The following is a 25,807-nucleotide window of genomic DNA, read 5'->3' on the forward strand; positions in this document are numbered from 1 at the left end:
CAGGTGAAGAAACTTATTCAATTATTCTACACCAATTTATTTTTAACGGGCAGGTTGTTTACAGCCTTGTCGGTATGTGTCTTGCTTTTTCTGCTCGCGTTCTTTTTTCCCTGGTTTGCTCTTATTCCTAAGCTGGTATTCTGGCTGCTGATGCTGCTTATTATAATTGATATTATAATGCTTTACCGTACACCCAATGCTGTTTTCGCTAAAAGGCATGCACCGGAACGGTTAAGCAACAGTGACGATAATGAACTGGGCATATACATAGAAAACAGGTATCCTTTAAATATTAAAGCAGGCATTATTGACGAAATACCGCATCAGTTTCAGCGGCGTGATGTATTGTTTGAAACCACCCTTAAAACCGGGGAACACAAACTGATTAACTACAACCTGCGCCCTGTAAAACGGGGTGAGTATGAATTTGGAAGTATACGGGTATTTATCCAATCGGCTTTAGGGTTGGTAAGCAGGCGGTTTAACTTTGAGCAGGCGGAAACACTGCCTGTTTATCCCTCGTTTTTGCAAATGCGTAAATATGAGTTAATGGCCATATCTAACCGCTTAAATGAGATAGGGGTAAAAAAAGTAAGGCGCCTTGGCCAAAGCCTGGAGTTTGAGCAGATAAAGCCTTATGTTCCCGGCGACGATGTACGCACCGTTAACTGGAAGGCCACCGCCAGGCATGGCAGCCTGATGACCAATTTTTATACCGACGAAAAATCGCAGCCAGTTTATTGCGTGATTGATAAATCGAGGGCGATGAAAATGCCTTTTGAAGGCCTTAGCCTTTTGGATTATGCCATTAATGCCAGTTTGGTACTCTCCAACATCGCTTTATTAAAGCAGGATAAGGCAGGCTTGATAACGCTTTCAGAAAAAATCGGAGCTGTTATTCCTGCCGATAGAAAGCATTCGCAGATACAAAAGATATTGGAGGTTTTGTACAAGGAAAAAACACGTTACCTGGAAAGTAACATGGAGGCTTTGTATACAACCATTCGCAAAGTGTTGACCCAGCGCAGCCTGATAGTATTTTTTACCAATTTCGAGAGCATGAACGCCTTACAGCGTCAGCTTCCTTTTTTAAAGCGAATTGCCCGCTATCATTTATTACTGGTTGTTTTTTTTGAGAATACGGAGCTTAAACAACTTACTGAAGCACCCGCAACAGATGTTGAAGGCATCTACACTAAAACCATTGCCGAAAAATTCGTATACGAAAAAAAACTTATCGTGCGTGAACTGGCGCAACATGGCATACAATCTATATTAAGTACACCGCAGGAGCTCAATGTTAATACCATTAACAAGTACCTTGAGCTAAAAGCAAGGCAGAGGATATAGCATCACGTTCCCGGCAGCTTTACGCCTGCCGTTGCAAGGTCCTTTATGATTTTTTCCTGTAAAGCTATTTTGGCTGTAAGGTAATTGGCAGGCTGTACCCATACATTCACGGTAAAGCGCATGCCATCCAATTCAAGCGAAGTTACGCCTACTCTTGTTACAGGTTCATTTAACACTTCCGGAATTGCCAGTATAGCGTTATTAATTACTTGTTTAACCTGATCAATATCTACCACATAACCGAGCTTCAGTTCAAAATCCAGCCGGCGTTTCCCTTCACGGGTAACGTTTACAATCACCTCGTTAAACAGCTTACCATTCGGTATAATAACCGTCTTATTATCAACGGTAATCAGCACGGTATAAAATATCTGGATGGAGGTTACTTTTCCATCCTGTCCTTGTGCGCGTATGCTATCTTCAATTTCAAATGGTTTTAAGAGTAATATCAATACACCACCTGCAAAATTTTGCAACGTGCCGGATAACGCTAAACCGGCAGCTACGCCTACAGCTCCTATTACAGTACTAATAAAAGTAAGCTGAAACCCAACAAAGTTAAGTACCGATAATATGAGCAACACATATAGGGCGGTAATAGACAGGCTTAAAAAGAAAGGTTGCAAAGCGGAGTGTATGTTCCGTTTGCTCATTCTTGCTAATAAGCGGCTACGAGTAAAGGAGATCGCCCAAAGCCCTATTAAAAAAAATAAAATTCCTAAAAAATATTTTGGCCCCTGATTAATAAGCCAAACGTGGAAGGTATTATAAAACTCTTTAAGCTCCATTACGGGAGCCAAAAATAAGATTATTTATCAACTGTAAAGTGTTACAAATAGCTCAGGGCCTTTAAACAGCACCCACTCTACTATCCTGCTGTGTATATGCTTCTTCTTATTTACTATTTGTTTCATACACATCATTATTCAAATGCTGTGCCTTTTCGTTGAAACATAAATAATGTAACAAAAAATTAATATTCGTGCCTAAAACATGCCTTTTTCTAATCTTCAAAAAGTAAAAAAGCACACTAATACCCCATTATCAACTTTTAAAACAAAAGCCCCTGTCTAAAAAAATAGACAGGGGCTTTTTTATTTGATCGCTCTTAGTAAAGCAGCTATTACATCATGCCGCCCATGCCGCCACCCATTGGAGGGGCACCAGCACCTTTTTCGTCTTCAGGTTCGTCTGCTAACACACACTCTGTAGTTAACAGCATTGAAGCGATAGAAGCAGCGTTTTCTAATGCTACACGGCTTACTTTAGTTGGGTCGATAACACCTGCACCAATAAGGTTTTCAAAGTTATCGGTACGTGCGTTGTAACCATAGTCTGCAGAGCCTTCTTTAACTTTTTGTACGATGATAGAACCTTCAATACCAGCGTTTTCGCAAATCTGGCGAAGAGGCTCTTCAATAGCACGACGGATGATCTGGATACCAGTGTTCTCATCCTCGTTAGCGCCTTTAAGCTCGGCCAAAGATGCAACCGCACGGATAAAGGCAACACCACCACCTGCTACTATACCTTCTTCAACAGCAGCGCGGGTAGCATGTAAAGCATCGTCAACGCGGTCTTTCTTCTCTTTCATTTCTACTTCAGATGCAGCACCAATGTAAAGTACGGCAACACCGCCTGAAAGTTTAGCTAAGCGCTCTTGTAATTTTTCTTTATCGTAATCAGATGTTGTAGTTTCTATCTGAGCACGGATCTCGCCTACACGGCCTTTGATCAGGTCAGCATCACCGGCACCGTTTACAATGATGGTATTGTCTTTATCAACAGAGATTTTTTCTGCCTGGCCTAACATAGAAAGGTCAGCGCTTTCTAGTTTGTAGCCTCTTTCTTCAGAAATAACAGTACCGCCAGTTAATACAGCGATATCTTCCAACATTGCTTTACGACGATCGCCAAAGCCTGGGGCCTTAACAGCTGCTACTTTCAGCGAACCGCGGATTTTGTTAACTACCAGGGTAGCTAATGCTTCGCCATCCAAATCTTCAGCAATAATTAATAGCGGTTTACCTGTTTGTACTTGTTTTTCAAGGATAGGAAGCAACTCTTTCATTGAAGAGATCTTCTTATCGTAGATCAAAATGTAAGGGCTATCTAATTCCACCTCCATTTTGTCTGAATTGGTTACAAAGTACGGAGAAAGATAACCACGGTCAAACTGCATACCTTCTACAGTTTTAACTTCAGTTTCAGTACCTTTTGCTTCCTCAACAGTAATAACGCCAGATGTACCTACTTTTTCCATAGCCTCGGCAATCAGCGCACCAATCACTTCGTCGTTATTTGCAGAGATAGAACCAACCTGTTTGATCTTGTTATTATCTTCACCTACAGTTTGAGACTGCTCTTTAAGGTTCTTAACTACCTGTGCAACTGCTTTGTCGATACCGCGTTTCAAATCCATTGGGTTAGCACCGGCAGCAACGTTTTTAATACCAGCAGTAACAATAGCCTGAGCCAATACAGTAGCGGTAGTAGTACCATCACCTGCAACATCAGCGGTTTTAGAAGCAACTTCTTTAACCATCTGTGCACCCATGTTTTCAATAGGGTCTTTCAGCTCAATTTCTTTCGCTACGGTAACACCGTCTTTGGTAACAGCCGGTGAACCAAATTTTTTATCGATAATTACGTGACGACCTTTAGGGCCTAAAGTAACTTTTACTGCATTAGCTAAAGTATCAACACCGCGTTTTAGGGCATCACGGGCTTCAACGTTATATTTAACTTGTTTTGCCATTTTATTTTTTGATTTATTGAATTATTGATTTAAAAGATTAATCAAATCGCAATTCGGGTAATTTTTAAGTTTTGGTTTTAATTGATGACTCCATTAGGAAATCACTAAACAATTATTTACTAATTCAATAATTAGTTAAATACTGCATAAATGTCAGATTCGCGCATGATCAAATACTCTTTACCATCAATGTTGATCTCGGTACCTGCGTATTTGCCATACAATACTTGGTCACCAACTTTAACTGACATTGGGATAAGTGTGCCAGTGTTATCAGCGTATTTGCCAGGGCCAACAGCTACTATAGTTCCTTTTTGCGGTTTCTCCTGAGCTGTTTCCGGAATGTAGATACCAGATGCGGTTTTGGTTTCTGCAGCAGCAGCCTCAACAACCACTCTGTCTGCACTTGGTTTAATGTTTAATGACATAGTAATGTTATTTTGAAATTATATAATTTAAGTTTTGTGTTATCGTTTTCACATCAATTATGCCAAGGTATCAAATACTATTGTTTTGGCATGTTTTACTGTTTTATTGTCACTTTTCTGGCAATGATGTTACAGCAGGTTAAAGTTAATTTAAACACGGGTGTCATCGTGTCAGTTATTACACATATCAGCAAAAAAGGCTTTGGGAGTATTCCAAAGCCTTTCTGTATAAATTAATTATTCTTTTCTTATTTGGATGGCGTTTTTTGAGCTGGTGCAGTAGCAGGTGCTGCCGGTACACTTATAGGGGCGCTTGCAGGCGCTGCAGATGGTTTAGATGCTTTATTAACCTGATCAATTAGCTGAGAGTTATCATTTTTTTGAGCTCCGCCTTTAACAGATACGTTAATTACAAGCGCCAGTACCATAATGCTGATAGCCAAAACCCAGGTGCCTTTTTCTAAAAAGTCGCCGGTTTTTTGCACGCCCATTAACTGAGACGAGCCTGAAAAATTTGAGGCCAAACCGCCGCCTTTAGGGTTTTGAATTAATACGATAAGCCCTAACAGGACACATAAAATTATCGTGATGACGATTAATACTAAATACATTTCTTTTTTATATCAATTGGTTTTCTTTTCTAACTCTTCAATCCGGCCTGCAAAGTACGTCTTTTTATCCGGTATTTTCAACATTAATTTTTTATAAGTAGCTATCGCTTTATGATATAGCATTTGATCTGTATAAATGCGGGCAAGCGTTTCTGTAACCAATTCGTGCTGGTCTTCGGCACTTTTTCTTGCTTTGTTCTCATTATCCAGCTTATCTGCCGAAAGCGGTTTGATCTGCGGGTCGGTTTGTATAAAACGCTCGATGATCACATCCTCTTTCTTGGTGTGGTCAAACTCTACCGGCGCTACTGCATCGATGTGCTCAATTGCATTAACAGAAGTAAGTGTAAAGATATTTTCAAAATACTGTTGCTGCAATTCATCCGGGCGTTTTGATACACCCGCTTGTGCAGCGGCTTTAGCATACGGTTGAGTATTGCCTGCATACTCACGGCGGGTTTTATTTAGCCACCATAAAAAGGTATAAGGCAGGGTATCATCATCATACCGGGATACATGGTTGGCATCGGTAGCAAGGCTTGTGCTGGTTGCTGCTTCATGAGCCGGTTTTTCGTTTGGCAATGCATCCTCATTTGCCTGGAGCGGTTCTTTCGCTTTTTCTGCTTCCTGCTGTCCAGACGGATTTGTTGATCGTAATTCATCCAGTTTTTTATCAAACGCCCGATAATCACCTCCTGCTATGCCGCCTAAAATGAGTTTTTCCTCTTCCTCTTGTACTTCTGAGATATGTTGATCAATAGGTGTTTCCGGTTGATGAAATTGCATTTCAGATGGCTCACTCTCCTCCTCTTCATGCGCGGGCTCGCTAAATCTGTGCTCGGTTTCCGTCTGTTGATGAGTATCCTTGCTTTCGCTTATGGCACTAAACCCAATGTCTTCGATGCCAACAATTTCGTCATAAATTTCATCCTCAATCGCATTAGCATGTTGTTCGGGCTCCTCTGTAGCTCTTTGCTCAGGCTTAGGGAATCTCGATCCGAAGGAACGGTAGCCGGTATCCTGTGTGGGCTGCCAGGCTTCTGCAGATTTTATGGTATCTTCCTGAACCTGATCTTCGTTGTTAGTTGTATGCTTTGGGGCGGCCTGCGTTATTGTACCATCTGCATTTCTGTTTACTTTTGCTGAAGCATCAGGTAAATCTGAATCGCTTACAGGTAGTTCAGCTTCTTCAAACTGCAGCTCTTTGGTATCGTCAATTACCTGAATCTCTAAATTACCGTTGTAAATCAGCGGGGCCTCTGTAATTTCTTCAATAGGCTCTTCATCAATCAGGTGAGTTGCAGGCTGCGGAATTTCCGGCAGATTTTCAACCGGCAATGAAGTAGCTGTTTCTGTATCTTCTTTAGAAATTGACCTTTCTGCCACATCCTCAACATCTGTATTGCTGTCAAAATCAGCAGATACCTCCCCGGTGGTTTGTAATACGGGCGATGAATTATTGAAACCAACAGCTTCTTCAGTTAAAGGTTCTGCCACAAGGCTTTCTGTACTGGATGTACCGGAGGCGATAATGCCTCCATCTTCCTGGCCTCCGGGAATAATATCATCTTTGTTTACTGTAGCAAAGCTACCCGGGTCATTCACCAGCTTATGCAGTACATAAGGGTTAAAATAAGTTGCCGCCCTGCTTAAATTATTGTATCCGTTTGCACGGGCAAGCATTACCTGCAATATGTTGCTTTGCGGATTATCATTTACCAAACGCTCAAGGGTTTGCACATACGATGCTCCGTTATCGGCCGGTTCGGCCAATAAATTCCAAAAAATCTCTTTATGCCTGCTATCTATGTACTGATCCACTTTGGTTTATACTGTTGCCTACCAGTTGGCAAAGGCCCGGTTAAAAATATCTTCAGTTAACTGCTTATTTATATCCGCTATCAATGCTTGCTCCTGCGCCGCAATATCGCCGGTATAATCTTTATATCTTGTAAACGACTCATCAAAGCTAAGCTTTTTATCGGCTTCATAGTCATACTTTACTCTTACAGTTATAGTCAGCCGGCTGGCTCCTGCAATGGGCGCTGTATTACCCGATGTTGCCTGTATAGATACCGGCGCAATTGTATAACCTGTAATAGCGCCACTTATGGTAGCGCCTGCCTCACCGCGTACAATACTTAACCTTGTAGTAGTACGTACCCGGTTTTTTAAAGCCTCGGTAAACTGCTGGCTTAAAGTTGGAACAACCAACTGTGCGTTATTTTCAAAAAACTCTATATCAATGGTTTTAAGATCTGCCGGAATTGATGAACCGTTTAATGATAGCCGGTATGAGCATGAGGTAAAAAGCGCCACCACCATACATACACCTGTCACTAAAGCCGCCAATAACTTTTTACTCATTTTGCCTGGTTATAAATTTAGCTCTTTTATTTTACGATACAAGGTACGCTCTGATATACCAAGTTCATTGGCTGCCAGCTTACGTTTGCCTTTGTGCTTTTTAAGGGCCTTCCGTATTAAATCCGACTCTTTTTCAATCAGCGAAAGCGATTCTTCAACTTCTTCGGCATCATGCGTTATATTGTAATCATTGCTGTTATTGCCAATGTTACTTTTAACGGGTTGTTGCAACGTAAATTGTGGCTCGGCATCATTAGCCTGAGGTAATTCTATATCCCGATATAGCTGAGTTATAGCCTGTGCATTGTGCTGATAATTTTGGCTTACCCCTCCATGTTCAATAATATCGGCAACCAGCTTTTTCAGTTCTATCATATCGCGCTTCATATCAAACAGCACTTTGTATAGTATGTCGCGCTCAGAAAAATCTTCTTTCGGTTGATTTCCCAATCGCATCGGCAGGTTGCTTCTGCCTGCTTCCGCCGGGATATAATTAAGCAGGGTTTGGGCTGATATCACCCTGTCGCGCTCTAAAACCGCAAGTTGCTCGGCCATATTTCTAAGTTGGCGCACGTTGCCTGGCCACGAGTAATTTACCAATATTTGCTGCGCTTCTTCATCAAGCTGTATGGGCGGGGTACGGTATTTATCTGTAAAGTCGGCAGTAAATTTCCGGAAAAGCAAAACAATATCTTCCTTCCTGTCGCGCAACGGGGGTATACGCAAAGGCACCGTGTTAAGGCGATAATAAAGGTCTTCCCTGAAACGGCCCGCCTTTACAGCCTCATACACATCAACATTGGTTGCTGCAATAACGCGTACGTTTGTTTTCTCCACTTTAGATGAACCCACCCTTATGTACTGGCCCGACTCTAACACACGCAGCAAACGGGCCTGTGTCCCTAATGGCATTTCGCCAATCTCATCCAGGAATATGGTACCGCCGTTAACGGTTTCAAAATACCCTTTACGCTCACCTACAGCCCCGGTATAGGCACCTTTCTCATGACCGAAAAGCTCAGAATCAATTGTACCTTCAGGTATTGCGCCGCAGTTGACCGCAATGAACGGACCATGCTTACGCGCGCTCATTTGGTGTATAATGTGCGAAAACACCTCTTTACCGCTACCGCTTTCGCCAGTGATTAAAACCGAAATATCTGTTGGCGCAACCTGGTTGGCAATATCTATAGCCCGGTTTAGCAACGGCGAATTGCCGATGATACCGAAACGTTGTTTAATTTCTTGTACTTCCATAAGATGTTAGAACCAAGATTTAAGAGTCAAGATTCATGATAAACTTCATTGTTCACTATGCGTTCCCGGAAAACAAAAATCATTTTCTGGATTTCTGTTGTTGATGCTAAACAAGACTGTAATTTATCTATATCACCGTAGCCCCTGCGTTCACAAATCAATAATTGCATTTCTAATTCAAATGAAGATGTTAGCGCAGTTGACAAGAACTCACTGAAATGTAAGTTTGTTCATTTACCTGAGCCTTCTGCGATATTTGAGGGTATTGAACAGCAGCATCTGTTAATTTGATTAGTTAAATTATATCGCTCGTTAACCGGCAAATCTTTTATAAAATCAAAAACCGAATCTGTAAGATCCATCGATCTTTTCCAAATCTTTAAACTTTTAAAGTTATGCATTGATCATCTTGGTTCTTGATTCTTGAATCCTGTTTCTATGCTACTATTTTTCCTATCAAAGTAGCTGTTGTGCAGCGTTCTACAAGCACGTTAGCGTATTGGCCCGGCTTATAACCCTCCTGTACCGGGAACACCACCATGGCATTTTTATCGTTACGGCCGCAGTAATCCTGATCAGATTTTTTTGAAAAGCCTTCGATAAGTACCTTTTCAATCCTCCCTACGTGCTGTTGTAAACGCACATAAGAATTCTGCTGTTGCTTGGCTACTACCTGTTTCAAACGGATCGCCTTGATGGGTTCCGGTATGTCATCTGCATAACGTTTAGCAGCCAGTGTACCCGGGCGCTCGCTATACATAAACATGTAGGCATAATCGTACTGTACATAATCCATCATAGTCAGCGTGTCGTTATGCTCTTCCTCCGTTTCTGTACAAAAACCGGTAATAATATCGGTAGATATAGCACAATCCGGAATGATACGACGTATGGCATCCACACGCTCCATGTACCAATCACGGTCGTAGGTACGATTCATCAGATCAAGTATGCGGCTGTTACCGCTTTGTACCGGCAAGTGTATATAATTGCAAATGTTATCGTATTTGGCTATGGTATACAACACCTCATCAGTAATATCCTTTGGGTGCGATGTAGAGAAACGCACACGCAACTCAGGGCTTATTAGTGCTACCATTTCCAGCAGGTTGGCAAAATTTACGTGCTCAACCTCGTTGCTCCATTTGTAAGAGTCGACATTTTGACCTAACAATGTTACTTCACGATAACCTCTGTCGAATAAACCCTGGCACTCGGCTACTATCGAGTAGGCATCACGGCTGCGTTCGCGTCCGCGGGTAAACGGAACTACGCAGAAAGAGCACATGTTATCGCAGCCACGCATAATGGATACAAAGGCATTGATGCCATTGCTATTCAGGCGTACCGGATTAATATCGGCATAAGTTTCTTCGCGACTAAGCAATACGTTTACGGCACGCTGTCCTTCATCAACCCGCTCTATCAGGTTTGGCAGATCGCGGTAGGCATCCGGGCCAACTACAACATCAACCAGCTTTTCTTCTTCTAAAAATTTGGATTTTAAACGCTCGGCCATGCAGCCTAAAACGCCAACCACCATACCCGGGTTTTTACCCTTGGCACCGGCAAATTCTTTCAGCCGGTTGCGTACACGCGTCTCCGCATTTTCGCGTATAGAACAGGTATTGATGAATATCACATCGGCATTATTATAATCAGATGTGGTTTCAAAACCCTTATCCGCCAGTATTGAGGCAACAATTTCACTGTCAGAAAAATTCATGGCGCAGCCATAACTTTCTATATAAAGTTTGCGGCCATTGTTTTTCCCGTTTGGTTCCAATACCAAAGCTTCTCCCTGCCTGCTCTCGTCGTGCGTTTTATCCGGTATAAGCAAATCCATTATAAAAAAATTGAACCGCAAAAATACATAAATTTTATATAATGGAGTGACAGAATGTCAGCGCTTAACAATTTTATCATTTTGTTGTTATATAAACAGGTTATCTATACAGCCACCACAAAATATAAATAAATGACATTAAACGTATTTAAACACAGGTGGCTGAAAGTGCTGCTTATAGTTTTGGCCGTTCTGGTAATTCTGGTACTGATACCGGCGTTATTTTTAAACAGTTACCTGGAACCAAAGCTTTCTGCCAAGCTAAAAACAACTGTTGAAAACAGTTCAGACAGCCTTTATCATATCAATTTCAGCGACATCAAATTAAATATACTTCAGGGTAGGGCCACATTATACAATGTTACACTTAAACCCGACCAGAATATTTACCGGCAAAAAAAAAAGCAGGGTATAGCACCGGATAATTTATACCAACTTCAACTTAATCGACTGGTTATATCTGGGGCAAAGGCCTTTGATCTGTATTTTAACAAAAAGCTTGTTATCGGTAAAATTGCACTTAATAACCCTAAAATTGTTGTAAGCAAGTATGCACAAAAAGCGGATACAGGTAAGAAAGATGACCGCACGCTATATCAAAAAATATCAGCCAGCTTAAAATCAGTAAGAATAGGCGAGATAAATTTGACTGGCATCAATTATCAAAAAATTGACTACACCGGCGCTAAACCGACCAAATCAGAATTAAACCAGATGGATGTAAAGGCCACTAACCTGTTAATTGATTCGGCATCGCAAACCGATACTTCACGGTTCTTATTCTGCAAGGATATCACTACAAAACTGAATGATTATACGAGCAAATCGGCGGATGGCTTGTATACATTTAAAGTAAAATCGGCACAACTATCTACGCAAACCAAAAGGCTTACCGTTTCCGGCCTTTCCCTTATTCCCGCTGAACGGACAACTTTTTTTAAAAAAAGCAAAAGCGACCGATTTATCGTGCATCTTGAAAATATTGTGCTGAATGATTTTGATTATTTAAACTATCAGAAAACACAAAGTATCGATATAAAAAAAATGGTTATAGATAAAGGTGATTTTGAAGTTTTCGGTAACTACAACGGGGCTTTAAAAACAACGGACAGGCTGGTCACCTTTCCGCACTGGGCCATCAGGCATAAGTTAAAAATGCAGCTGAATATCGACACGCTCGATTTAAAACACATGAACTTCACTTACTCTCAACTAAATAAAACATCGAATAAATTCGGGCATGTAAAATTTACAAAGATCAATGGCCGGTTCCTGAATATGACCAACCGAAAACAAGACCTTGCAAAAAACAATATATGTACAGCCAACATTACCAGCTACTTTATGGGCAAGGGAAAGCTTAGCCTGCAATTTACCTTTAACCTTAACGATGCTACCTACAATTATGCCTATAAAGGGCATATGGGGCCAATGGACATGCAGATTGTTAACCCGGTGCTTATGCCCCTGGCGATGGTTAAAATAAACTCTGGCAAAGTAAACAGCTTTGATTTTAACGTACATAGCACCCAAAAAACTTCAAAGGGCACGGTATCTTTTTTATACACAAACCTAAATGTTGACATACTTCGGGCAGATTATACTAAAAAAACGCTGATAAGCACATTAGCTAATACCGTAATTATAAAACATGATAACCCCGACGATGGCGAAACAAAACCTCGTATGGCCAACGTGGTTTATATACGCCCGGCCAACTTCCCGTTTTTTAAAACCATATGGCACGTACTGCTCAACGGAATTAAAAATTGTGCAGGCATTGGCCCGGCCCAGGAAAAGAAGCTGAATAGCCAGCAAGATACCGAAGACAAAAAAGAGCAGGAAAAGATCATTAAAAAAGCGGTTGAAGAAAAGAAGAAGGAAGATAAAAAATTTAAAGAGCAGGTAAAGGAGAAAAAGGAAGGAAAAAAAACGTAATGTTCACGAACACACAAGTGAACACCATGAACACGTCTAAATATTTATTAATCAGAGCTATGACAATTCTGGTGGCAAAACAATGTCAGTATTGAAGGAAAACATAAATCAATGTCATTCTGAGCGATAGCGAAGAATCTTGTTAGAGCTTAGTAAACTTTTAATCGAACAGAATGACATGGTTTTCATTACCCCCTCTTTGCGCAGCAGAGAGGGTCGGCCAGCGAAGCGCAGCCGGGGTGAGTCAAGCTATTGCAGCAGCAACTTTAAATTTATACCAAAGTTAGTAAATGATGTGGTAAATGCCTGCGATGTATATGGCTTGGTAATGTTACTATCGTAAAACAGGTTAAGGTTAAAGCGCTGATTGATTACCCAATCAATAGCCGGGCGCAAGGTAATGTTCTGCGCACCCGATGATACTTCGGCACCCGCTACATCCGCCCGGTAGATCAAGGTCTTATTATCGCGTATGGCAACATCAAGCTTAAAGTTAACATCATTATTAGTTCTTGCGCCTGTACCGAATAACCCCCACGGCATCCTGAAGTTTTTAGGGCGATACCCAAAACCTAAAACTACAATGTTCTCATCCTGTTGTGCCAGCTGGCTGTTCAGCAGGCTAAGGCTTAACGACCGTGTTTTGCGATACTCAAAATTGGCGGTCATGCTGTTCTTAAAGCGCACATCAGCCCCTATCAATGGCACAAACTGCTCAAATATAGACACCTGCTGAAACTGGTAGAACGGCAAAAAGTCGTTATTGGCATCTCTTGAATTGACCATCCCATTGGTTTCCTGGTACTGTAGCAGCGTAGTATAGCCTGCAATGTTGTAGGATGAACGGTAGCCGTGCTTCAGGTCGAAAGAGTCAAACAGGTCTGAAAAGAAAGGCAGGCGGCTTAAGCCGTTGTACGAAATCTGCCAGTTGGGTATAGGTATATCAGGGAATTGGTTAGTAGTTGATTTGCCGGCATTCTTTCCGGAATAGGCCGCCAAAAACGCCGGCACTAAAACGTTTTGCGCATTGGGCCCGTAACCATCGGCAAAGCCCCCTGCTGCCCCGGCCGAATTAGGATTGGTACGGCCAAGCCTTTGTGATATTACCGAACGGTTATCTAAAAACTGTTGAAACACAGCCGATGTACGCGTGGCATCACCCGATTTGGAGAATGCGGTTGCCAGCGACATATAGGATATACTGTAAGTACCGGTAGTTACCGGGCTTAGGTTTTCTATCCTCTGGGTCGATTCCAGGTATTTAAAGTTGGTTTGATAGTTACGGTCCTGCGTTTTAAAAGCTAACAGCTCGATACGCAGATCAGGTATGGGCTCAATAATGCTGCGCAGATGGATGTCCTCATTATACGTTTTTACAAAAAGCTGGTTTTGCAGGGTATCTGTGCTTATCCATCCGTTTGCGATGGCCTTATCACGTATATCGGCCTGGCTGCCTAACAAAAAGCCCAGCCCAGGCGCGTCATAGCTTAGGTCCTGCCCAAACAGGTTTGATTTTGGCATATAGCCCGGTAGAAAAGTACCCTCGGTACGGGTATAAGTACCGCTCACGTTTTTAATACCGGTCAGCACGCCTAAAAAGAATTTACCTATCCCCCCACTGCCATCGGACTTTTTACGCAATGCCGAAAATTTATTATAAAAGCTGGTAAAGTTAAGGTTAGGGTTAAGCTGTATGGTACGCGCGTTCTGGATGGTGTTGCCTACATCGTACGTTGGGTTGTTAATGGCAAACTCCGGCTGGCTTTGCCAGTTAAAGTTGGTGCTGTACCTAACGGTAAGGGCTGTCCAGTCCAGGCCGGGTATTTTATTCACCGGCGCTGTGTAATTAAGGTTAATGGTATGGTTGTAGTTTACCGTACGGCCAAGTCGCCACAGGTTTTCCCAAAGGGTATCGCGCTTAAGCCCGTTCAAACGGCCGGCCGGTTCATCAACTACCGATAGGTTGGTCGCGTCGATATCTAACTGTAACGACTTGGACAGGTTCCAGCCTATACCATAAACACGTGTTATGTTAAAGTTTTTATTAAACGAGGTGGGTATCGGGATGTAGTTGTTCGGGTCGTTATTTCTTAGGGTGTTTTCCGAGTAAAACCTGTCGAAGTTAATACTAAAGTTTAACCTTGATGGCAATATACTGAAGTTAAAATCGCGGGCCAGTGCAAGCAGATTGTTCTTTATAATTTTTTTAAACGGCTCGTAATATTTAGGCTCTTTATTGTAGTTATAATTTAATGCCACCCGGTATGTTTTGGCTAAATCATTCTCCACAATAAAATCGTGGTGCTGATACTCGGTATAAGCGTAGGTAGCGGCAAAATTTTCAACATCCCATACATGTACAGGGGCATCCGGGTTGGTGCGCTCTTTATGCACATTTGTAAAGTTAATGCTTTTGCGGACGGTATAATCCACCGACACATTCCTTATCGAGTCTCGCACCTGCTTGTTAGGCGCGGCGGCAAGTGATTTTTTCAGCTCCACGTCCGGCATGCTTGGGTCATACTGCGGTGTGCTAACCTGGGTAGTTATGTTAACGTATGCCGGTATCCGTATTCCGCTTTTTTCGGGGAAGAACTTGCCTAATTCAACACTGGCCGATGCATCAATGATCTGGTTATCGCTTCGGTTACGTTCGCTCACCCGCGAGTCGAGCGTACCAAAACCGATGGTGCTTTTACTGCCTGAAACGGTAATATTGGCAAAATCGGCCAATGCAGCGTCCACGCGCGCGGTGGCTGCCCAACCGCCCCGCTGGTCAAAATCAGTAAGCCTTAACTCATCAAACCAAACTGTACCCGTTTTTGATAGTCCATCGTCGTTAGCAAGCGTTGTTGCCTTATAAGGATTGCGCACTCCAAGCATAATTGTACGCAGACGGCTCAGATCAGGCTGCCCTTTAATGGTAACTGTGTTCCGTCCATCGGTATAAGTAAACGGCACGGTATAAGGCCATGGTTGCCCGTTTAATTTGGCGTTGTTACGGGCAAGCTTTGCATCGGTCAATACAGCCAATTGCAGGTCCAGTTCGTTATTGGCCGGCCAGATGGAACCCGGGTCGCGGGTACCGGGCTGGGTAATGGCAAGCGGCACTTCGTACTCGTAATAATTGTCCTGGTAATCTACACCCAGGCGTACAAAAGCATGCAGGTCGTTATCACTTAACTGCTCGCCCTCGGCATGTATAAACATCTGTATGCGTTTATACGAGCGCAGATCGTTAAAGAATGTACGGAAGGCAGCACGCGAATAGCCATCGCGCAGATTAGTTACATTAAGCGACAGGGATTGCTCGTTAAGCTTGGTATCTGTTTGCAGGTTGTTATAATTACGCTGGCGATTGATGCCCGGGGGCACCACATAAGGTATAGGTGTGCGGTTACCGTTCTCCTCAATATTTACGGCCTGCACATCAAGCGTTGAGCCATCTATCACCGGGTTTTGTATGGCAGGGTCTGCAATTACGTTCAGCGGATTATTTTCCGCATTAAATGTGCGCCACTCGCTGCGTGCCAGCTGCAACGTGGCAAAACGCAAGATGGCCGTATCGGCAAAGTTGGTCATGAACATGCGCATAAAGCGTATGGCCTTAAAATCCTGAATGTTGCCTACTTTACTGCTATAATCAGTTATCGGTATCCTGAACTGGTACCAGGTTACTGCCTGGGTAGATCCGTTGGGTAGCTTTACATTAGCAGTAATTTTATCATTGACATAATTTTGCCCAACCACCATATCCTGCGGGCGTATAGAAACATGATACTGGAAATATTCATCAGTCTGGCTCATGTTGTTATCGCGGTTAATGTCCTCACCATCCGGCAACGAGGTTGAAGCCGATGTTTGTATGCCCAGTTCAGCCTGAGATTGCTCGGCTGTCTTAGAATTACCGTCGGTACCATTATAACGGCTGTAACGGTCTAATATCCCAGCGCCGGCCTGGTCAAGCGCTGCACCCTGGTAATACTGGTAATCGTCAGAAGATGGGTCATTGTTCAGCGCCGCCGCTGCCTGGGGGCTTAACAGGCCCTGCACCTGCTGCAGCACCGGGGCAAATTTCACCTTCTCTCCGTCATTGTTCAGTCCGTCTAAACCCACATCCTGTAAACTGCGGTTATTCGGGTCGTTATCAAAAGCGTTTACTACCGGCTGCAGCTTTGATACCCTGCCCCAAACGGTTTCGTCTACCTTATCGGCTGTCGCGCCATCAACCGGCAAGCTGTTCTCCAAACTTTTACGGCCATCCTTTAAAATATCCTCAGATACGCTACCAAGATTAAAATACAGATCGCCACCTGTCGAATTAGGTTTGTAAATAAATGGATCCAATACCCAAAATTCAATATACCCTACGTTGAGCGATTCAAAATCGTTTGTTTCCAGTTTCCTGAACATACCGCCCCAACGGCTGCGCGGGTTTTGCAGTGTGCCATCGCTGTTGATACCGGTTGTTGCAAAGTTGTATGGCCCGCGCACTGTTGGGTAAAAGGCCATATTTAATGTAGCCAGGCTTAATGGCTGGCCGGTTGTAGACTGCTTGTACGGAAAAACTTCCTGCTCCAGCACCTGCCTTACGTAATGGTTGGAAAGGTCGGAGCGCGATACCGGGATAGTACCGCCATTGGTGTAAAATATAGGGTCGATATTGTAAAATGCCAGGCGGGCGCGATTGAAACCGTAGCTGAGATCATTAAAAGTTTGCGACTCGCTGAACATTTGCGGCGTACCCGATATCTGCCAGTTGATAGCACTTTTTACATCAATAACAGAGCGGCTGTTCTCAAAATCATCCAGGTACGAGGTGCCGTTTTTAGAGCCCGCAAAATTAAGCGCGTTAGGGCTGCCGGGCATCAGCTGAGCAAACTCACCGCTAAAATTAATGGTTGATGGTGCCTTGGTATTAATAAGTGGTATTTTATCAACCAGGCGCGTAAGAAAGCGCGATTCGGAACTGTAATTGGCATCAAAACCCCAGATGGTGTTTGAAATAGATTCCTCGCCGATGATCTCGTTCTGCGTTATTGGCTGCTCGCTAAGGTGCATAATGGTAGCACCCAAAGCCAGTTTCGGGTTTACATGATAATCTAACCTCGAACCAAACAACGATTTTTGCTGCACCCCGAAAAGCTCATTGTTCTCCAGCTTTACATTGATAGGCTGACCCGATTGCAGCAGCGCCTGGTTAAGTATACGTATGCGGCCAGCACCGTAATCAACGGTATAGTCGGTACCTTCCTGTAATTTAAGGTTTCCCGCCGTTACCACTACCGAGCCCTGCGGAACGTTAACGGCATTTAACTGGTATTCAGACCCGTTCTGCCCTGTATAGGTACCCTTTATCAGATAGCGGTTAAGCCTGGGGAATAATTGCTGCGCGATGGTTTTGGTAGAATCGTATAGTGGCTGGTATACATATCTCGAGGCAATATCCGTTTCGCCCGTAGTAAACTGCCTTGCAAGGTCGCTGCCGAATGGCTCCAGCACCGGGAACATGATCCGGCCGTTTTGCGAGTCGATGGTGATACCTTCGAGGAAGTCGAAATACCCATCGGGATGTTTATCGTTCTGCTGGTCGAGGTTATCCACACCGGTAATTTGCAGCCAGCGTTTACTCCTGGTGTTAGTGCCCTCATCCATTATCGATTTCTCGATACCCGATTTATCATCCAGGCGGGAAACATTCAGCTTAAAATTTACCGGGCTGATCTGATAGGCGCCTAATGAGTAGATGTTTTTCATCATCAGGTCCCAGGTTGGCAGGTTGGTTTTCAGTAACTCGTTTTTAAGCAATTTGGTATACAGCACCTTAGGGGTGGCCGCGTCTACCGGCACATCGCTGGAGAATTCACCTACCTGGTATTGCTGGCCGTTTAGTGTATATTGATAAGCTACAGCAAGTACTTCATCATTATTTAAAGGGTAATTTAATGAGATATACCCTAACTGCGGGTGCAGGGTAAACTCTTTATCGGTAAGCTTGCGTGCATAGGTAAGCTTGGCGTAGTTATCTGTAGCGCCCGTGCCCCTGAAGTAATTGGCAACATCATTAGAGTTGGTGTTACGCGCGCCGGCCGGCAGATTGTTTAATAACGAGTTTGACTGTTGGGGGAAACCAGGGCCTTTGTAACCTGCAGGATAAGGGCTGTAAGCGCCGCCACCCTGTATCAAAGCGGAGTTATATGGCCGGTTCTCCCCTAAATCTAAAAAGGCCAGTATGTCGCGCGAGTCGGTAGTTACATTGGTGCGGTTGGTTGTCCATACCTCTATCCTGGTGATGGTGATGTTAGAGCTGATGATGGGAATGTTCGCCAGCGCCCTGTTATAATTGTTGCGGAAATACTGCGAAAGAAAGTAGTGCTTATTGGCTTCGTAATCGGCAGCGGTGATAGATATGTTGCCCTGCTGCGAACCATTAGTAATGGTGATATTGCGGGACTGAGAGCGCTGCTGCGAGAAGATGCTGGTTACATCCAGCCTGCCAAACTTAAGCTTGGTTTTTACCCCAAACAGCGCCTGGCTGCCGGTGATCAAAGTGGTGTTAAGCGGCATGCTCACTGTACCGGCCTCAATTTTCTGGATGATCTCGTCTGGGCTGCCGGTGTAATCCAGCTTTATCTGGTTCTCAAACTGAAACTGGGCTTCCGTATTGTAATTGGTTGATATTTTTAACTTGTCGCCAATATCACCGGTCACGTTCAATTGAATCCGCTGATCAAAATTGAAATTGAACTGGTTACGCTGCCGGGCGCTGAAAAGCGGGTTCTGATTTTTGTTGACCTGCCCCGCCAAAATCACCTCGGCAGATCCCTGCGGGCGGATGTTGATGTTTGAGCTGCCAAAGATCTGTTCAAAAGTTTTGCTGCGTACCTTTATCTGGGGTATAAACCCAGGTTGCTGCGACTCATAAGCATAGTTATCTGCCAGTTGCTGAAAATAATCGCGTTTTGTGCTGCGTTGCTGCAGTAACAGGTATTCGCTAAAGGTAAGGTATTGCGGGGCACGATAATTTAAGTTACCTAACCGCTCATATAAAATGTAACGGTTAGTGGCAGGGTCATACTCAATGGTGCGCACCAGGCCCGGCGGATCGGTAAAAAATAAGCCCGAACGCTCACGTTTGCTTTGTGCTTCGCGCAGGTTAACGGGGCCGGGTTTATAGCCGGTATCAGGCCGTGTTGTTTGTTGTGTTGCTATATTGGTTTGCCCTGCCTGGCTGGTTTGCCGCCCGGGTATTTGCCTGCCAGGCGCTTGGTGCAGCTGCTGGTTTAAGGGTTGTTGGGGTACTTGCTGCTGGTTAGTACTGGGTTGCCCCGGTTGGTTAGATGGCTGTGCCGAACCTTGTTGCGCAAACACTCGATCCACCCCGCTTAAAGCAGATACAAAAAGTATAACTACAAAAAGCTTAGTAAAAAATTTAACCAACTGTATATATTAATATCGAGTAATTATAGGTTCTTTAACGCGTATTTAATCAGCTGTTCTACAGTTAAAACACCCGTATTTTTGCTAATTTCCTGATCCAGAACTTTTTCGGCGGCGTTGCGTGCAAACCCCAGCATTACCAGCGCGGCAAGGGCTTCTTCCTTAGCGGTTTTGGCAGCCGGAACGGCAGTTAAAGTATCCGGCCCATCCTTTTTCAGCTTATCCTGAAGCTCCAGTATTATCCGCTGCGCCGATTTGGGGCCTATTCCTTTTATGCGTTGTATTAATGCCACATTACCTTGTATAATGGCCGCCTGAATTTCATCCGGCGTGATGGATGAGAGCATCATCCGGGCGGTATTGGGGCCAATTCCGGATATGGATATCAGGTGCAAAAACAGCCGCCGCTCACCCGCGCCGGCAAAGCCATACAGGGTGTGCGCATCTTCTTTTACATGCAGCCAAGTATGCAGCTTACAACGTTCACTGTCGCTAATCTGCGAGTAGGTATTTAAAGATATATTGATCTGGTACCCCACCCCTCCGGCATCAATTACAACATAGGCAGCACTTTTAAAGGCCAACTTACCATCAATATAATCGTACATGTTTAATCAAATTACTTTTTTTAGGCCTTGGGGTTATTTTTGGCACATTTTATCTGCGCATCTACAACCGCAATGGTAACCATGTTTACAATCTCGCGTACCGAGCTACCCAGCTGCAGTACATGCACCGGCTTTTTTAAGCCTAATAATATTGGGCCTACAGCCTCGGCGCCGCCAATTTCCTGCATCAGCTTATAGGCAATGTTACCTGCTTCAAGCGTTGGGAATATCAGCGTGTTGGCCGGCTTGCCGTTTAATGTCGAAAACGGAAAATTATCAGCCAGTAGGGATGGATTAAGTGCAAAGTTTGCCTGCATTTCGCCATCAACTATCATTTCGGGATATTTTTCATGCAGTATTTTAACCGCCTCGCGCGTTTTCTCCGGCAATTCGCCATCATTAGAGCCAAAGTTTGAGTAGGATAAGATAGCCACTCTTGGCTGTATATTTAACTGCGCTACCGATTTTTCTATCAACACGGTTATGTCTACGAGTTCTTGGGCCGTAGGGTTTATATTAACTGTAGTATCACCAAAAAAGAACGGGCCTTTTTGGGTAATCATCAGGTACATACCGGCAACACGGCTGATGCCTTCTTCTATCCCGATTATCTGTAGGGCGGGTTTAATGGTTGAAACATAGTTTTTTGTTAAACCGGATATCAGCGCATCCGCTTCGCCAAACTGTACCATGCAGGCGCCGTAGTAGCTACGGTCTGTCAGGAGCTTCTTGGCCTCAAACAAGGTTATTCCCCTGCGCTGGCGTTTCTCAAATAAAAACTGCGCAAATTTTTCCGACCTGTCTGTTTCTGCTTTAGGATCAATGATCTGCACATCGCCAAGGTCAAGTTCGTTGTCGCGCATAATGCGTTTGATGGTATCAACATTTCCAAGCAATATCGGGGTAGCGATCTTTTCATCTTTTACAATTTGCGCAGCCCTTAGTATCTTGTAGTTGTCGGCCTCGGCAAATACCACCCTTTTAGGGCTTTGTTTGGCTTTATTGGTAATATCCCGTAAAAGCTTGTTATTGTTACCCAGGCGCGAGATCAACTCTTCATTATAGGCATCCCAGTCGGTAATGACTTTACGCGCCACGCCCGAATCAATTGCCGCTTTAGCCACTGCCGCGGAAACTTCGGTTATTAACCGCTGATCCATTGGCTTGGGGATAATATAATCTCGGCCAAATTTTAAATTGGTCATGTCATAAGCCAGGTTCACCGCCTCGGGCACTGGTTTCTTGGCCATTTCTGCAATAGCATAAACTGCCGCGATCTTCATCTCCTCATTAATGGCGGTGGCCCTTACATCAAGCGCGCCACGGAAAATATACGGAAAACCCAATACGTTATTTACCTGGTTAGGAAAATCAGAACGGCCGGTAGCCATAATAATATCATCGCGGGAAGCAATAGCCAGATCATAATTAATTTCAGGCTCGGGATTGGCCATTGCAAACACAATTGGGTTTTTAGCCATGCTTATCAGCATATCCGGCGTTACCACATTACCTGCAGACAGCCCTACAAAAACATCCGCCCCTTTCATCGCATCAGCCAGATTGCTGATATCCTTGCGCTGGGTGGCAAAATCCAGCCGTATCTCATCCAGATCGGTACGCTCAGGTGTCAGCAGCCCGTTAATATCAAACATCACCAGGTTTTCTTTTTTAACACCCAGCGACAGGTACATTTTAGTGCATGATACGGCCGCAGCGCCCGCACCGTTTACAACCAATTTAATTTCATCCAGCTTTTTACCCTGTATCTCGCAGGCGTTTATTAACGCAGCGCCGGATATAATGGCTGTCCCGTGCTGATCATCATGCATTACGGGGATATTCATTTCGGCTTTTAGCCTGCGTTCTATCTCAAAACAGGTTGGGGCCGATATATCTTCAAGGTTTACGCCACCAAAAGTGGGTTCAAGCGCCTTTACAATATTTACAAAATCGTCTACCGATTGGGCGTTAACTTCCAGGTCGAAAACATCTATATCGGCATATATCTTAAATAATAAACCTTTGCCCTCCATAACCGGCTTGCTTGCCTCGGGGCCAATATTGCCTAAGCCCAACACAGCGGTACCATTGCTTATCACGGCAACCAGGTTACTTTTCGCAGTATATTTATAAACATCTTCAACATTTTCGGCAATGCGCAGGCATGGTTCTGCAACGCCGGGCGAGTAAGCTAATGTAAGATCGCGCTGTGAGTTGGTAGGCTTGGTAGGCACCACCTGTATTTTACCAGGCCGACCCTTGGCATGGTAATTAAGGGCATCCTGCTTACGATTTGGTTTATTCATGGTTTTCAATAATTGAAGCCCCCAAAAGTACGATACTTTTTTTGAACGGCTAATAAAAAAGCCCGGTCCTGAAGCATATCAAAACCAGGCTTATAAAAAAAGTTAAATTTATCCCCTGCCTATGTTTACGGTCAGCCCGGGTACCAGGGGCAGGGTTGTGTTAGAGCCTAATGATTTATTCCACTGCAGCAGATCTTCAACCTTTACACCGTGCTGGCTGGCAATGCCCGACAAGGTATCGCCCTTACGGGTAATGTAAGTTACCGGGGATGGCAGCGGCCCTGTTGCTGCTACCTGCTGTGTTACTGCAGGTATAGCCCTTACCGGCACAAGCGGGGCGAGCGGTACAATTGCCACATACTGCATAGGCCTTACAGCCCTTACAGCGGCATTTAGATCATTCACCGCGGTATGTAACACAGCCTGCTGCTGTGCATCAGCTTTAGGAATAACTATGCGGCAAGGCATTGCAGCAGTACCATTTGCCACCTGCTGCCTGTAAGATGGGTTAAGCGTGCAAACATCTTTAAGGGGCATACCTAAGGCTTGTGCCACCCGGCCCAGCGATACAAATTTGTTTACCATGATGGTATCGGTAACAATGGCCAAGCCGGCAGTTTGTGGTTGTATGTAATGATTTTTATGGTAATTCATCACATAGTTTACCGCGATAAAAGCCGGCACATAACCCCGGGTTTCTGGCGGCAGCAGCTCGCGGATAGACCAGTAATCATGCGCGCCGGATATCTCCAACGCGTGCTGAACGTTACTTTTCCCGCAGTTATAAGAGGCTATAGCCAGTAACCAATCTCCAAATTGCTGATAGGCATCTTTTAAATAGGCGGCAGCGGCATTACTTGCTTTTACAGGATCGCGGCGTTCGTCCACATAATCAGTCATGGCCAGGCCATATAACTTGGCCGTTTCTGACATGAACTGCCACGGGCCGGCAGCGCCAACCCTTGATACGGCATTAGGGTTCAATGCCGATTCAACTATGGAAAGATATTTGATTTCATCAGGGATGCCGGCTTCTGCAAACGCTTTTTCATAAATAGGGAAATAGTACCTGGAAAGGCCAATGATGCGCCCCATTTCATCTTTGCGGCGTGTATAATTATCTATATAAGCCTGCACATAGCCGTTATAATCCAAGGGCACATCCTGCTGAATAGAATCGAGGCGGCGCTTAAATATTACATTGTCATAAACAGATACAGGTTTTTCTATATCGGGCACAAGGATATTGGTATCCTGCTGCATTGCACCGGCTATGGGCATAGCCAGCCTTGCATCTGCCTTAACTAATTGAAATAGTACCGTACAGATAACAATAGTAAATAGTTTCTTCATCATTCAGGGTAAACTCAGCTCAATTATTTACTAATATATTAAGTTTTTATAGCTGCAGGAAATATTCAGAGAAATTTAACAGTTCCGTTTCGCCAAAACTTTTAGTTAATAATTGTAACCCTAACGGTAAACCTTTAGCATTATTGCCTGCTGGTAAGGAAATTGCGGGTACCCCTGCCAGGGATGCCTGGACAGTAAAAATATCGTACAAATAGGTTACTACAGGGTCATGCTCTTTTAACCCTAAAGCAAAAGCAGGTTCGGGCGCGGCAGGCGTAAGCAGAAAATCGTACTCGTTCAATATCTCGTTGGTTTTTTGTTGAATAAGCCTGCGCACTTTTTGCGCTTTAGCGTAATAGGCATCGTAATAACCGGCGCTTAAAACAAATGTGCCCAGCATGATACGGCGCTTTACCTCTTTCCCGAATCCTTCGGAGCGGGACAGCTTATAGGTAGATGTCAAATCAGTGGCATTGGGGCTGCGGTAACCATAGTGCACACCGTCATAACGCGCCAGATTTGACGACGCCTCGGCCATGGCCAGTATATAGTAAGTAGGCACCAGGTAATCCAGCAGATCAAAAGATATAGATTCAACCGTATGCCCGTCGGCACGGAGTTTATCTATGTAAGTTGTAAGAGAGGCCTTTATTTCCAGGTCAACTCCCGGGCTTGATAACGACTCCTGCAGATAAGCTATACGTTTTTTACCGCTCTCTTTTTTTACTGATGAAGCCTGAGGTACAGGTTTGCCGGAGAGTGTGCTGTCAAATTCATCAGGGCCGGCCAGTACTTCAAGCAGTAAAGCAGCATCTTCAACAGATTGAGTTAACGGGCCAACCTGATCAAAAGACGATGCATAGCTGATAATACCATGCCTTGATATACGGCCATAGGTTGGTTTAAAGCCAACAACACCACAAAAAGCCGCTGGTTGCCTCACCGAGCCACCAGTATCTGTACCTATAGCGGCATGGCACATCCCTGCCTGTACTGCTACGGCAGAACCGCCGGATGAACCACCTGATACGCGGGTTTCATCGGCGTAATTTTTTACCGGCCCATAGTATGAGTTTTCATTTGCGGCGCCCATGGCAAACTCATCGCAGTTACAGCGGCCTATGATTATGGCATCTTCTGCCAGCAGGCGCTCAACAACTGTTGAGGAATAAATGGACGTGAAATTTTCAAGAATTTTTGATGAAGCGGAAACTTTATGATCCTTGTAGCAAATATTATCTTTAATAGCGATGACCATACCAGCCAGCTTACCCATGTGTTCGCCTGCCTGTATGCGCACATCAACAGCTTTTGCAGAAGCTATGGCCTCATCTTCAAAAACCTCGTTGAATACGTTTAAATGAATATTGGCTTTGATCTGTTCAAGATATGTTTTTACCAGGCCTTCAGCCGTTGTTTCCCTACTTTGCAAGCCGCTCTTAAGTTCACTATAAGAGGTATAGTTTTTAGCCATGGGCCTAAAATAAAAAACTTATCTGTTGAAGCCTAAATATTTTCAACAGATAAGTTTTTATAAGCAGC

Annotated in this window: 15 protein-coding genes and 1 pseudogene; 2 read left to right on the forward strand and 14 right to left on the reverse strand. The window is 44.1% G+C overall.

The annotated features are described in order from the left end of the window. Nucleotides 1–3 precede the first annotated feature (3 nt). Nucleotides 4–1,350 (forward strand): DUF58 domain-containing protein, encoded by a 1,347-nt coding sequence (locus ACFQZX_RS13090; protein WP_377116020.1) that lies wholly within the window; start codon nucleotides 4–6, stop codon nucleotides 1,348–1,350. 2 nt (nucleotides 1,351–1,352) lie between these two features. Here ACFQZX_RS13090 and ACFQZX_RS13095 read toward each other — a convergent pair whose 3' ends face one another. From ACFQZX_RS13095 to miaB, 9 genes and pseudogenes are all read right to left on the reverse strand, one after another. After that, the gene (locus ACFQZX_RS13095; protein WP_377116022.1) at nucleotides 1,353–2,003 is read right to left on the reverse strand and encodes a mechanosensitive ion channel family protein; all 651 of its coding nucleotides are present in this window, start codon (nucleotides 2,001–2,003) and stop codon (nucleotides 1,353–1,355) included. A gap of 470 nt (nucleotides 2,004–2,473) precedes the next feature. After that, entirely contained in the window at nucleotides 2,474–4,108 is a 1,635-nt protein-coding gene (gene groL, locus ACFQZX_RS13100; protein ID WP_377116024.1) for a chaperonin GroEL, read from the reverse strand. Between the two features lie 131 nt (nucleotides 4,109–4,239). Next, nucleotides 4,240–4,536 carry a co-chaperone GroES gene (groES, locus tag ACFQZX_RS13105; RefSeq protein ID WP_377116026.1) on the reverse strand — a complete coding sequence of 99 codons (297 nt, stop codon included), beginning with the start codon at nucleotides 4,534–4,536 and terminating at the stop codon, nucleotides 4,240–4,242. A gap of 248 nt (nucleotides 4,537–4,784) precedes the next feature. Then, nucleotides 4,785–5,147, reverse strand: coding sequence for a preprotein translocase subunit SecG (gene secG, locus ACFQZX_RS13110; protein WP_377116028.1), 363 nt, complete (start codon nucleotides 5,145–5,147; stop codon nucleotides 4,785–4,787). A gap of 12 nt (nucleotides 5,148–5,159) precedes the next feature. Further along, a complete protein-coding gene (locus tag ACFQZX_RS13115) occupies nucleotides 5,160–6,968 on the reverse strand; it encodes a hypothetical protein (RefSeq protein ID WP_377116030.1) in 1,809 nt (602 codons plus the stop codon). Between the two features lie 18 nt (nucleotides 6,969–6,986). Further along, the gene (locus tag ACFQZX_RS13120) at nucleotides 6,987–7,514 is read right to left on the reverse strand and encodes an LptE family protein (protein WP_377116032.1); all 528 of its coding nucleotides are present in this window, start codon (nucleotides 7,512–7,514) and stop codon (nucleotides 6,987–6,989) included. A 9-nt stretch (nucleotides 7,515–7,523) separates the two neighbouring features. Next, on the reverse strand, nucleotides 7,524–8,771 hold the full coding sequence (locus ACFQZX_RS13125; RefSeq protein WP_377116034.1) for a sigma-54 interaction domain-containing protein: 1,248 nt from the start codon (nucleotides 8,769–8,771) through the stop codon (nucleotides 7,524–7,526). A gap of 26 nt (nucleotides 8,772–8,797) precedes the next feature. Then, nucleotides 8,798–9,172, reverse strand: a pseudogene (locus tag ACFQZX_RS13130) (four helix bundle protein). A gap of 35 nt (nucleotides 9,173–9,207) precedes the next feature. Continuing rightward, nucleotides 9,208–10,617 (reverse strand): tRNA (N6-isopentenyl adenosine(37)-C2)-methylthiotransferase MiaB, encoded by a 1,410-nt coding sequence (gene miaB / locus ACFQZX_RS13135; protein ID WP_449288930.1) that lies wholly within the window; start codon nucleotides 10,615–10,617, stop codon nucleotides 9,208–9,210. 132 nt (nucleotides 10,618–10,749) lie between these two features. On the opposite strand from miaB, the gene ACFQZX_RS13140 reads away from it, so the two are divergent. Beyond that, on the forward strand, nucleotides 10,750–12,555 hold the full coding sequence (locus tag ACFQZX_RS13140; protein ID WP_377116036.1) for a hypothetical protein: 1,806 nt from the start codon (nucleotides 10,750–10,752) through the stop codon (nucleotides 12,553–12,555). 249 nt (nucleotides 12,556–12,804) lie between these two features. Here ACFQZX_RS13140 and sov read toward each other — a convergent pair whose 3' ends face one another. The 5 genes from sov to gatA all read right to left on the reverse strand — a co-directional run bounded on the left by sov (nucleotide 12,805) and on the right by gatA (nucleotide 25,739). Continuing rightward, nucleotides 12,805–19,806, reverse strand: coding sequence for a T9SS outer membrane translocon Sov/SprA (gene sov, locus ACFQZX_RS13145; protein WP_449288931.1), 7,002 nt, complete (start codon nucleotides 19,804–19,806; stop codon nucleotides 12,805–12,807). Between the two features lie 212 nt (nucleotides 19,807–20,018). Further along, nucleotides 20,019–20,603, reverse strand: a complete 585-nt coding sequence (ruvA, locus tag ACFQZX_RS13150; RefSeq protein WP_377116040.1) for a Holliday junction branch migration protein RuvA — start codon at nucleotides 20,601–20,603, stop codon at nucleotides 20,019–20,021. A 20-nt stretch (nucleotides 20,604–20,623) separates the two neighbouring features. Continuing rightward, nucleotides 20,624–22,912, reverse strand: a complete 2,289-nt coding sequence (locus ACFQZX_RS13155; protein ID WP_377116042.1) for an NADP-dependent malic enzyme — start codon at nucleotides 22,910–22,912, stop codon at nucleotides 20,624–20,626. Nucleotides 22,913–23,020: 108 nt separating this feature from the next. Then, nucleotides 23,021–24,268 carry a lytic transglycosylase domain-containing protein gene (locus tag ACFQZX_RS13160; protein WP_377116044.1) on the reverse strand — a complete coding sequence of 416 codons (1,248 nt, stop codon included), beginning with the start codon at nucleotides 24,266–24,268 and terminating at the stop codon, nucleotides 23,021–23,023. Between the two features lie 43 nt (nucleotides 24,269–24,311). Beyond that, entirely contained in the window at nucleotides 24,312–25,739 is a 1,428-nt protein-coding gene (gene gatA, locus ACFQZX_RS13165; protein WP_377116046.1) for an Asp-tRNA(Asn)/Glu-tRNA(Gln) amidotransferase subunit GatA, read from the reverse strand. Nucleotides 25,740–25,807: the final 68 nt, after the last annotated feature.

Source organism: Mucilaginibacter litoreus (genome assembly GCF_042676805.1).
Taxonomy (GTDB): Bacteria; Bacteroidota; Bacteroidia; order Sphingobacteriales; family Sphingobacteriaceae; genus Mucilaginibacter; species Mucilaginibacter litoreus.

What these genes read in the sequence shown, in the direction of transcription:
- ACFQZX_RS13095 (WP_377116022.1), bottom strand. Translation starts at nt 2,003, where the DNA reads ATGAGCAAACGGAACATACACTCCGCTTTGCAACCTTTCTTTTTAAGC.
- groL (WP_377116024.1), bottom strand. Translation starts at nt 4,108, where the DNA reads ATGGCAAAACAAGTTAAATATAACGTTGAAGCCCGTGATGCCCTAAAA.
- groES (WP_377116026.1), bottom strand. Translation starts at nt 4,536, where the DNA reads ATGTCATTAAACATTAAACCAAGTGCAGACAGAGTGGTTGTTGAGGCT.
- secG (WP_377116028.1), bottom strand. Translation starts at nt 5,147, where the DNA reads ATGTATTTAGTATTAATCGTCATCACGATAATTTTATGTGTCCTGTTA.
- ACFQZX_RS13120 (WP_377116032.1), bottom strand. Translation starts at nt 7,514, where the DNA reads ATGAGTAAAAAGTTATTGGCGGCTTTAGTGACAGGTGTATGTATGGTG.
- ACFQZX_RS13125 (WP_377116034.1), bottom strand. Translation starts at nt 8,771, where the DNA reads ATGGAAGTACAAGAAATTAAACAACGTTTCGGTATCATCGGCAATTCG.
- miaB (WP_449288930.1), bottom strand. Translation starts at nt 10,617, where the DNA reads ATGGATTTGCTTATACCGGATAAAACGCACGACGAGAGCAGGCAGGGA.
- ACFQZX_RS13140 (WP_377116036.1), top strand. Translation starts at nt 10,750, where the DNA reads ATGACATTAAACGTATTTAAACACAGGTGGCTGAAAGTGCTGCTTATA.
- ruvA (WP_377116040.1), bottom strand. Translation starts at nt 20,603, where the DNA reads ATGTACGATTATATTGATGGTAAGTTGGCCTTTAAAAGTGCTGCCTAT.
- ACFQZX_RS13155 (WP_377116042.1), bottom strand. Translation starts at nt 22,912, where the DNA reads ATGAATAAACCAAATCGTAAGCAGGATGCCCTTAATTACCATGCCAAG.
- ACFQZX_RS13160 (WP_377116044.1), bottom strand. Translation starts at nt 24,268, where the DNA reads ATGATGAAGAAACTATTTACTATTGTTATCTGTACGGTACTATTTCAA.
- gatA (WP_377116046.1), bottom strand. Translation starts at nt 25,739, where the DNA reads ATGGCTAAAAACTATACCTCTTATAGTGAACTTAAGAGCGGCTTGCAA.